General features: G+C 37.0%; 9 protein-coding genes. 7 read left to right on the forward strand and 2 right to left on the reverse strand.

All coding sequences use genetic code 11. The annotated features are described in order from the left end of the window. The first annotated feature begins 387 nt into the window (after positions 1-387). The 5 genes from F6K27_RS22610 to F6K27_RS22630 all read left to right on the forward strand — a co-directional run bounded on the left by F6K27_RS22610 (position 388) and on the right by F6K27_RS22630 (position 6,703). Complete coding sequence (locus F6K27_RS22610; RefSeq protein WP_287278376.1) at positions 388-1,623, forward strand: pitrilysin family protein; 1,236 nt, start codon at positions 388-390, stop codon at positions 1,621-1,623. Positions 1,624-1,625: 2 nt separating this feature from the next. Next, positions 1,626-1,826, forward strand: coding sequence for a peptidoglycan-binding protein (locus F6K27_RS22615; RefSeq protein ID WP_287278377.1), 201 nt, complete (start codon positions 1,626-1,628; stop codon positions 1,824-1,826). A 95-nt stretch (positions 1,827-1,921) separates the two neighbouring features. After that, complete coding sequence (locus tag F6K27_RS22620) at positions 1,922-2,896, forward strand: acetyl-CoA carboxylase carboxyltransferase subunit alpha (RefSeq protein WP_287278378.1); 975 nt, start codon at positions 1,922-1,924, stop codon at positions 2,894-2,896. 1,056 nt (positions 2,897-3,952) lie between these two features. Next, positions 3,953-4,675, forward strand: a complete 723-nt coding sequence (gene folE / locus F6K27_RS22625) for a GTP cyclohydrolase I FolE (RefSeq protein WP_287278379.1) — start codon at positions 3,953-3,955, stop codon at positions 4,673-4,675. A 585-nt stretch (positions 4,676-5,260) separates the two neighbouring features. Further along, positions 5,261-6,703: a phosphoglucomutase/phosphomannomutase family protein gene (locus F6K27_RS22630; protein WP_287278380.1), complete on the forward strand. Its 1,443-nt coding sequence runs from the start codon at positions 5,261-5,263 to the stop codon at positions 6,701-6,703. 609 nt (positions 6,704-7,312) lie between these two features. Here F6K27_RS22630 and F6K27_RS22635 read toward each other — a convergent pair. Beyond that, complete coding sequence (locus F6K27_RS22635; RefSeq protein WP_287278381.1) at positions 7,313-7,462, reverse strand: hypothetical protein; 150 nt, start codon at positions 7,460-7,462, stop codon at positions 7,313-7,315. Between the two features lie 15 nt (positions 7,463-7,477). Continuing rightward, a complete protein-coding gene (locus F6K27_RS22640; RefSeq protein WP_287278382.1) occupies positions 7,478-7,711 on the reverse strand; it encodes a hypothetical protein in 234 nt (77 codons plus the stop codon). Between the two features lie 116 nt (positions 7,712-7,827). On the opposite strand from F6K27_RS22640, the gene F6K27_RS22645 reads away from it, so the two are divergent. Further along, on the forward strand, positions 7,828-8,172 hold the full coding sequence (locus F6K27_RS22645; RefSeq protein WP_287278383.1) for a hypothetical protein: 345 nt from the start codon (positions 7,828-7,830) through the stop codon (positions 8,170-8,172). Continuing rightward, on the forward strand, positions 8,162-8,944 hold the full coding sequence (locus F6K27_RS22650; protein WP_287278384.1) for a HEAT repeat domain-containing protein: 783 nt from the start codon (positions 8,162-8,164) through the stop codon (positions 8,942-8,944). The genes F6K27_RS22645 and F6K27_RS22650 overlap by 11 nt, the downstream gene beginning before the upstream one ends. Positions 8,945-9,321: the final 377 nt, after the last annotated feature.

Consider the following 9,321-nt stretch of genomic DNA (forward strand, 5'->3'; position numbering starts at 1 on the left):
ATTTGTGTAAAATAAACAGTGTATTTTGAATAGACAAGGAGTACCCAAAAAGCTACAGAAAAATCAAAGTGTAACTCAATAAACATCTCCAGAAAAGAAGGAGTAGGGAGTAGGAGGAAAGAATCGATCATTTATGTGCGATAATTAATTTTATTTTCTATTATTGGAGATGTCTAATAGTAAAAACACAAAAAAAATTAATGGGGTTTTCGCCTCTTACCTAACTCTTGACTAATAACTAATAGCAATCACCGAATCAGATGTAAGAATTTTATTGCTTCTGTGTTCCCTATTCCCTATTCCCTGTTCCCTGTGCCCTATTCCCTAAAAATCTACAATATCTCACAACTCAAATAAGATTTATAAATATTGAAAATTAAAAAATTAATGATTAAAAAAAATATAGAGCGAAAAGTTCTGAATAATGGCATAGTCTTCATCACAACAGAAAATAAGACAGCGGATATTATTTCAGCCAAAATATTCTTACGAATAGGTAGTCGTTATGAACCCAGAGAACAGGCAGGAATCTCTCACTTATTAGCAGCAGTATTAACCAAAGGGACAGAAAAATTATCCTCTCTAGATATAGCCCATAAAGTTGAATCAGTAGGAGCAAGACTAGGTACAGATACAACCACAGATTATTTCTTACTGAGCATAAAAACCGTATCTACCGATTTTCCAGATATATTTCAATTATCAGGAGAAATAATCAGATATCCATCATTTCCAGAAACAGAAATTGAACTAGAAAAACGAATTACTATTCAAAGTATTCGCTCTCAACTAGAACAACCTTTTACCGTAGCATTCTCTCAATTACGAGAAATGATGTATCAAAATCATCCTTATGCTTTATCAACTTTAGGTACAGAAAAAACAGTTTCTCAAATTACCCGCGCCGATCTTCAAGAATTTCATCAAACTCACTTCCGTCCAGATAATATAATCATATCTATAGTAGGCAATATTACCAACACCAAAGCAATTAATTTAGTTGAACAAACATTAGGAGATTGGCAACAACCAGAAACACCCCCGATAACTTTAAACTTACCAACTATAACTCCCCAACCATCAAAAACAAAAACATACCAAGAAACTCAACAATCAATTATTATGCTTGGTTATTTAGCAGCAAATGTTAATAGTTCTGACTATGCTCCTCTCAAATTAATTAATACTTATTTGGGCAATGGTTTATCAAGTCGCTTATTTGTTGAACTGAGAGAAAAACGAGGTTTAGCTTATGATGTATCTGCTTTTTATCCTACCCGTATAGATATCTCCAACTTTACAGTTTATATAGGAACCGCTACAGAAAATACAGCGATCGCTAAAGCAGGATTAAGAGAAGAAGTAGAGCGCTTAGTGAATAACCAACTTAGCTCAGAAGAATTACAAGTCTCCAAAAACAAATTGTTAGGTCAATATGCTTTAGGTAAACAAACAAATTCACAAATTGCTCAAATTTTAGGATGGTATGAAATATTAGGTTTGGGTATGGAATTTGACGCCAAATTTCAAGAAAATCTGACAATGGTAACTACTGCTGAGGCACAAGAAGTTGCTAGTAAGTATTTCATTGAACCCTATATTTCAATTGTTGGACCGGAATAAGATTGAGATTAAAAATTTATATAAGAGGTAATGCAGTCAGAGGGTTACAACAACGTCTTAAGGCCAAAGGATTTTTAAAAGGAAAAATAGATGGGAAATTTGGCCTTCAAACTCAAACTGCTGTTAAGATGGCTCAAAGGAAATATCGACAACAGCAAGATGGAATTGTAGATGCTTCTCTATGGATAGCTTTACTACGTTAAGACTCCGCCCTTAAGGACGGGGTTTAAATCAAAAAAGTGATGAACTGTGGTAAACTTAACAATGTTAACGTGGAACTTAAAAGAAAAAACTCGGTGTGCCCAAATCAGAACGTAAAATTCTCCTAGATTTTGAAAAGCCTCTAGCAGAATTAGAAAACCGTATAAATCAGATTCGCGAACTAGCTAAAGACTGTAGTAGTGTAGATGTCTCTGAGCAAATTAGCCAACTAGAAGCAAAAGCAACTCAACTACGTCAAGAAATCTTTAATGGTCTTTCCCCTGTACAGAAACTACAGTTGGCCCGCCACCCAAGGCGACCAAGCACTCTGGATTATATCCAAGCGATTTGTGATGAGTGGATCGAGTTACATGGCGATCGTGGTGGTAGTGACGATCCAGCAATAGTAGGAGGCTTGGCCAGGATAGGTGGAAGGCCAATTATAATTATTGGTCATCAAAAAGGACGAGATACGAAAGATAATGTAGCCCGTAATTTCGGTATGGCCTCAGCAGGAGGGTACCGCAAAGCAATGAGGTTAATGGAACATGGCAATAGCTTTGGAATGCCAATCTTGACATTTATCGATACTCCTGGTGCATGGCCAGGTATAGAAGCTGAAAAAATGGGACAAGGAGAAGCGATAGCATACAATTTACGAGCAATGTTTCATCTGGATGTACCAATAATTTGTACGGTGATTGGAGAAGGTGGTTCAGGTGGAGCGTTAGGGATTGGAGTGGGCGATCGCCTACTAATGTTAGAACATTCTGTATATACAGTTGCTAGTCCTGAAGCTTGTGCAGCAATTCTCTGGAAAGATGCCGGTAAAGCTTCTCAAGCAGCAGATGCTTTAAAAATAACCTCTTGGGATTTAAAAAATATAGGGATTATCGATCATGTCATTCCAGAACCAAATGGTGGGGCTCATGCTAACCCATTACAGGCAGCAGAAAACCTCAAAAAGGCCATAGTTAGCAATATAGAAGAATTAACTAAGATCAGCAGTCAGGAACGCCGAAAACAACGTTATCAAAAGTTCCGTTCCATAGGAGTATTTTTGGAAACTTAATAACTGAAATTGATTTTGTCTTCTAGTAAACCGCTTCGTGGAAGTCAAAAGTCACAAATTATTATCCCATTAATCAAATCAATTGGCATGAATAAAAGCTTTATTTTTCTATGGATGAATCTCTTGTCTCTATATCCAGTTAATTTTTTTGATTAAATCCAAAAGATGGATAAGAAAGACGATTTATTAGTGACTTATTATTTCTACTCTAGGAATATTCAACAGATGATCTACACAATAAAATGTAATTTAATGAAGTAATGAGAAATTAGTATGCTTTTAATAAATTGATTTTAGGTTATACTAGAAATTAAGTTATAGTGTCAACCCTAATTAAGATAAAGTAAACGGTTATTAAAATAACCTCAGTAGTTTTTAATCTATACTCTAGCTAGGGAAATATTGCTCTCATAACTCTCAAACATTTGATCTGGCAAAATTAATAAAATTCAATAGAATCTAGATATTTTTTTTCTTTCATTGTTTTTAAATTTATTCAAGCAATCTTAATTAACCATGCACGACTGACTTTCTGGCATAATTATTAAAGTAGTGAGTATGGTTTCGTTAATGACCAAGTATTTTCACAAAAAGGGGATCTACTGTGTCCAGTCAATTTTGCTTCATAGCTCCTTATGAAATAATAACAAGAAAAGAAATAACTACTTAGTTAGTATTACAGCCAATTCTCCCTGGGTTGATCGATACCCCTATCTAGGGTCAAGAAACTTATTGGAATTGAGCTTAACTATTTCACCATGATAACATCCTAAAATAGAAATAGTTGCGGAGAATTCTTAATACTTTCCTGATACCAACTTAGACTGTAATTTACTTACTTCTATGATAAGTAATAACTTGTGAAAATAGATTCTTGCTCGGTGTCACACTTACAGCAGAGAAATTGAAAATTTCCCATTCTCATAGTTCATTGCTAATTAATAACTAAAACTGATTACCACCAATGAACAGAGAGCTGTGATCTAAGCTAAATGGCCTAGCAAAAGTTAGGTCAAGATACAACTTGCTTTTTTTTTAATCTGATCCGGATCTATTATGACTCAAACTTTTTCCAACGCTTCCAATGACACAATCAGTACCAATGGTGCTAAAACTTCAGATGCAGCTACAAATGGTATTTTTCACCGACCTGACCGCAGTTCCTCATCTAATGGTCAAACGATAAGGCAACAATCTCCTGCTAAAGAGACCAACGAAGTAATGATGGAGGCAGTACGGACAATGTTACTATCAGTAGGAGAAGATCCTAAACGAGAAGGATTACTCAAGACACCTAAGCGGGTTGCAGAAGCAATGCGATTCCTTACTCAAGGATATAATCAATCCCTTGAAGAAATTGTCAATAATGCCATTTTTGACGAAGGTCATAACGAAATGGTTCTAGTTAGAGATATCAATCTTTTTAGTCTTTGCGAACATCATATGTTACCATTTATGGGAAAAGCTCATGTAGCTTATATTCCCAATCAAAAAGTAGTAGGTCTTAGTAAGCTAGCTCGGATTGTGGATATGTATTCCCGTAGATTGCAAGTTCAGGAGCGACTCAACCGTCAAATTGCTGAGGCAATTCAACAAGTTTTAGAACCAAAAGGTGTTGCAGTTGTCATAGAAGCTACTCATACGTCTATGGTAATGCGAGGAGTACAAAAACCTGGGTCTTGGACTGTTACCAGCGCTATGCTTGGTTTATTTGAAGAAGATCAGAAAGTTAGAGAGGAATACCTGAGCTTAATTCGCCATCAACCTGCATTTTTTTAATGGCTATTCATTAATGAATAATGGATAATTAGGGTTTGTGGAAAAAGTCTTTTAGTAGGGGTAGGAGACAGGAGACAGGAGACAGGAGACAGGAGGAACGGGGAATGAGCGAGGAAGTAGGAGTAAGAATTGTAAGAATGATTTTTCTGCCCAAATCCTCAGCAAAATCCGTTCTTAATTGAACCATTACCACTTAAAACCTCGCACTTTTTGATACTTAAAAAGTCTAAAACTTTTATCTATAAAGACTTTGAGATTTAATCAGCAAACCCTAATTACCTCTGGTTAAAGCCGTTACGGAATTGAATATCAGGAAATATATTTCTTCTTTCTCCTTGGTGAAAAAAAGGGGAAAAAGCTGAGAGTTAAAGCAAATATAGCAATATGATTTTAGTTGTGAGATATTGGATACTTTTGTTTTAGGTATGGGGGAAATAGGGAATAGCTATGGAGGGAAGAAACGAATACATAAGAATAAGATAACTACTATATTCTATCCTTTAAAGGAACACCTCAATTCTCACATCTGATTCGGTGATTGCTATAATTAAACAAACAAATCTATATATTAAAGAGATTTATGGTATGGCTAAACCAATAAAATTTGGAACAGATGGCTGGCGCGGTGTTATAGCTGATGATTTTACTTTTGAACGGGTTTCCTTAGTAGCTCCAATCGCAGCGCGAATTTTAGAGAAAAATTATGCTAATTCTACGAATAATAGTAAAACAGTAATTGTGGGCTACGACCGTAGATTTATGGCCGAAGAATTTGCCCAGGTTGCTGCTAAAGCTGTTCAAAATGTAGGGTTTGATGTGCTGTTAACAGAAACTTATGCTCCTACTCCTGCTTTTAGTTGGGCAGCATTTGAAAAACAAGCTCTTGGGGCAATCGTTATGACTGCTAGTCATAATCCAGGAAAATATTTAGGGTTAAAAGTAAAGGGTGCTTTTGGTGGGTCAGTTCCTCCAGAAATTACACAACAAATAGAAGAATTATTAACAGTTGAAGTAGAAAAAGATAGGCTTCAGGGGAGCAAAATAGAAAGTTTTAATCCTTGGCCGAGTTATTGTGAAGCTCTACAAAAAATGGTAGATATTAACAACATTAAGTCTGCTATTAATGAGGGGAAATTAAAAGTTTTTGCAGATGTAATGCACGGTGCTGCAGCAGGAGGGTTGCAAAAAATATTGGGAGTAGAAATTCAAGAGGTTAATGGTAATCGCGATCCTTTATTTGATGGTGGTGCTCCTGAACCTTTGCCTCGCTATTTGAGTAAACTTTTTAAAGAAATGAAAAGTTATCGAGCAGCAAATCAGGGAAGTTTATCCATTGGATTAGTGTTTGATGGAGATAGCGATCGCATCGCTGCTGTGGATGGTGAGGGTAATTTTCTCAGCTCCCAAATTTTAATTCCTATTCTGATAGAACATCTGACAACTAGGCATGGGTTTAGTGGAGAAGTTGTCAAGACTATTAGTGGTTCGGATTTATTTCCCAAGGTGGCGCAATTATATAATATGCCAATTTTTGAAACTCCCATTGGCTATAAATATATTGCAGACCGGATGTTGTCAACTCAGGTGCTTGTTGGTGGAGAAGAGTCTGGGGGTATTGGTTATGGTACTCATATTCCGGAAAGGGATGCTTTATTATCAGCACTCTATTTATTAGAAGCAGTGGTAATGTCTGGTGAAGACTTAAGTGCAATTTACGGCAAACTTCAAGAAAAAACAGGTTTTAGTTCTGTTTATGACAGGATAGATTTACCTTTGCCTAATATGGAGGTGCGATCGCGTTTGTTGGAGCAGTTACAAAGTTATCCTTTGACAGAGATTGCTGGACAAAAAGTGGTTGATTGTTTGACTATAGATGGGTATAAGTTGCGGTTAGCTGATGGTCGTTGGTTATTGATTCGGTTTAGTGGTACTGAACCTGTTTTACGACTTTATTGTGAAGCTGCGAATATGCAGCAGGTTAAGCAGACTTTGGAATGGGCTAAAAATTGGGCTAACAGTATTGCTTGATTTATGCAAAGTTGCAAATTAATCCTGTAGTTTTGATGTCTAGCACTTTACTGAAGTCAGAAGTTCAATTCTGGCGTTGCTTAGTGGTAATGATTTTTAGATTAAGTATCAGGGTAAAACATAAGTTGTTCAATTTTACCGAACAATTGTGGTCTGAAGCCTCCCCTTTTAGGGGGATAAAAAGCGGTCGATCTTCGGAGCTTCCCGTAGGATGGAATGGCGTTTGCTACCGCAAAGCTTTCCGTTCCGGAATGCTACCGCAAACGCTAACAGCGGAGCGGGTCTGCAAGAACGGGTCTCCTCCCTGACCGACCATCGACCAAGAGAAAAGATAATATTCCAGATTTAAAGCCTCCTTATTGCAGAGGTACTGTTAGCGTAGCTCCTCCAGAAGAGACTAACTGATAACTGAAATTACCTTCAACTACTTACTATTACATTTGAGCAACTGCTAGACAAGGACTTGGCCACAGATACACGGATGATTAATCTGCATTCTGTGAAGCTCTAAAAAAAACGGCAAGGATTTTCCTCTTGCATCCTCAAAAAAATCGTGATAGTATGTAATCATTGGGTGCGTTTTGCCCCCAAACATGATTTTTTATTCAACTAAAAAACACAATTTCGCCACTGAATACTTATGGAAGGGAAACTTACACCATCAAAGCAGAGAAAATTATCATCCTGCGAAGCACTCAGGAAAGAAGTAGCGATCGCAAAATTTGCCCGCCCCATCAACACATCCATATATTTACTCATGTAGAAGGGATGTAGCTAACGCACTTGCTCTGCGATCGCTATATTCACAAACCAAAGAAAATTATCATCCTGTGAAGCTCTAAAAAACCACAAGGATTTTCCCTTTGCATCCTCAAAAAAATCGTTGTTGCCAGACAAGGATTGAGCCACGGATACAGGGATGATTAATCTGCATTCTGTGAAGCACCAAAAAAACGGCAAAGATTTTCCTCTTGCATCGCCAAAAAAATCGTGATAGTATGTAATCATTGGGTGCAACTTGCCCCTACGCATGACTTTTTGTTCAACTAAAAAGCACTATTTCGCCACTGAATACATATAAATTTAACTTTTAACTTCCGCATAGCGGCACTAGATATAAAATTATGGAAGCAGGTTTAGTAGGTTTAGCAGGTTGGGGATTATCAAAAATAGCAGATTCATTGTGGGATACTGCTTGGGAAAAAGGAGGTAAAAGCTTTGCTCAATCTCTCAATAAAACAGATATAGAAAAAGCAATTAAATCTGGAGAAAAAGCTGTGAAGGAATGGGAAAATAAACTCTCACCTCAACAGCTTTTATTTTATTCAGCTAAACAAGATGGTTGGAATGGAGTTAATAAATTTATCAGCCAATATTTTCAACATTCTGCTGTTTTGACAGAATTACAAAAACCATTAATTAGTCAAAGAAAGCCAGATATTGATATTTTAATCATATTTGAGAAATAACCCAGAAATTGTAGTTAGTGCCCTACTTACTCTGCTTCAGGATGAGAATTCTATTGTGTGTGGGCACGCAGCTAATGCTTTAGGTAATTCAGGCAGCAATTTAAAAACTGTAGTCAACACACTACTACTTCTACTTGAAGATAATCATTCTTTTGTGCGTAAAAATGCAGCCTACGCTTTGGGTAATTTAGGCAATAGTTCTGAGGCTGTAGTCAAAGCACTATTACCTCTGCTTCAAGATGAAGATTCTGATGTGCGTATTTTTGCAGCCAATACTCTGGGAAAATTAGGTAACAGTTCTGAAACTGTAGTCAAGGCACTATTACTTTTGCTTCAAGAGCAATCTCTTGGTGTGTCTGGGAGAGCAGCCTATACTTTGGGCAATTTGGGCAACAGCTCAGAAATTGTAATCAAAGGCTTACTAGCTCTGCTTCAGGATGAGCATTCTTTCGCGCGAGAGGGTGCAACCTATACTTTGGGTAATCTAGGTAGCAGTCTAGAAGAGGATTCTTTAGTGCGTGAAGGTGCAGCCTATGCTTTGGGAAAATTAGGTAACAGTTCTGAAACTGTAGTCAATGCCTTACTAATTCGGCTTCAGGATGAGAGTTCTAATTTGCGTTCGACGACAGCCAAAGCTCTAGGCAAACTCGGCAAAAAATCCAATAATATCCTCCCCATTATAATTCAATGGATTGAACAACATCAAGATTCAGAATATGTTGGCAGTGGTATTGATGCATTGTGGTATTTAGTTGTAGGTGAGGAAAGTTAAGACAATGAGGCAGTCTGTCAAAATTCAATAGTTAGGCAGTGGGAGCATCTTGCTCCCGTTGTCGCATTCTGCCATACTTCATCTCAATCAGCTACACTACTAGCGGGCAAGATACCCAGACTACAGAAGATTAAGCATTAATATTTGTACTTCACAGGACTTACGCACGGACACTAAATTCAATGAGGGTGAATGCCATTCGCCCCTACAGATGGCGTTTTCAAGGTGAATTTGCGTAAGTCCTACTTCATATAGCAATGAGCGCTGGCATCTTTACATATTACATAAATATTGATAATGTAACATAAAAGTAACTGTATGAGCTGTATTTTTCATAAATTAGGCGATCGCTAAAGGTTAAAGTTTTAAGGATGCGT

Source organism: Okeania sp. SIO2F5 (genome assembly GCF_010692685.1).
GTDB classification, from domain to species: Bacteria; Cyanobacteriota; Cyanobacteriia; order Cyanobacteriales; family Microcoleaceae; genus Okeania; species Okeania hirsuta.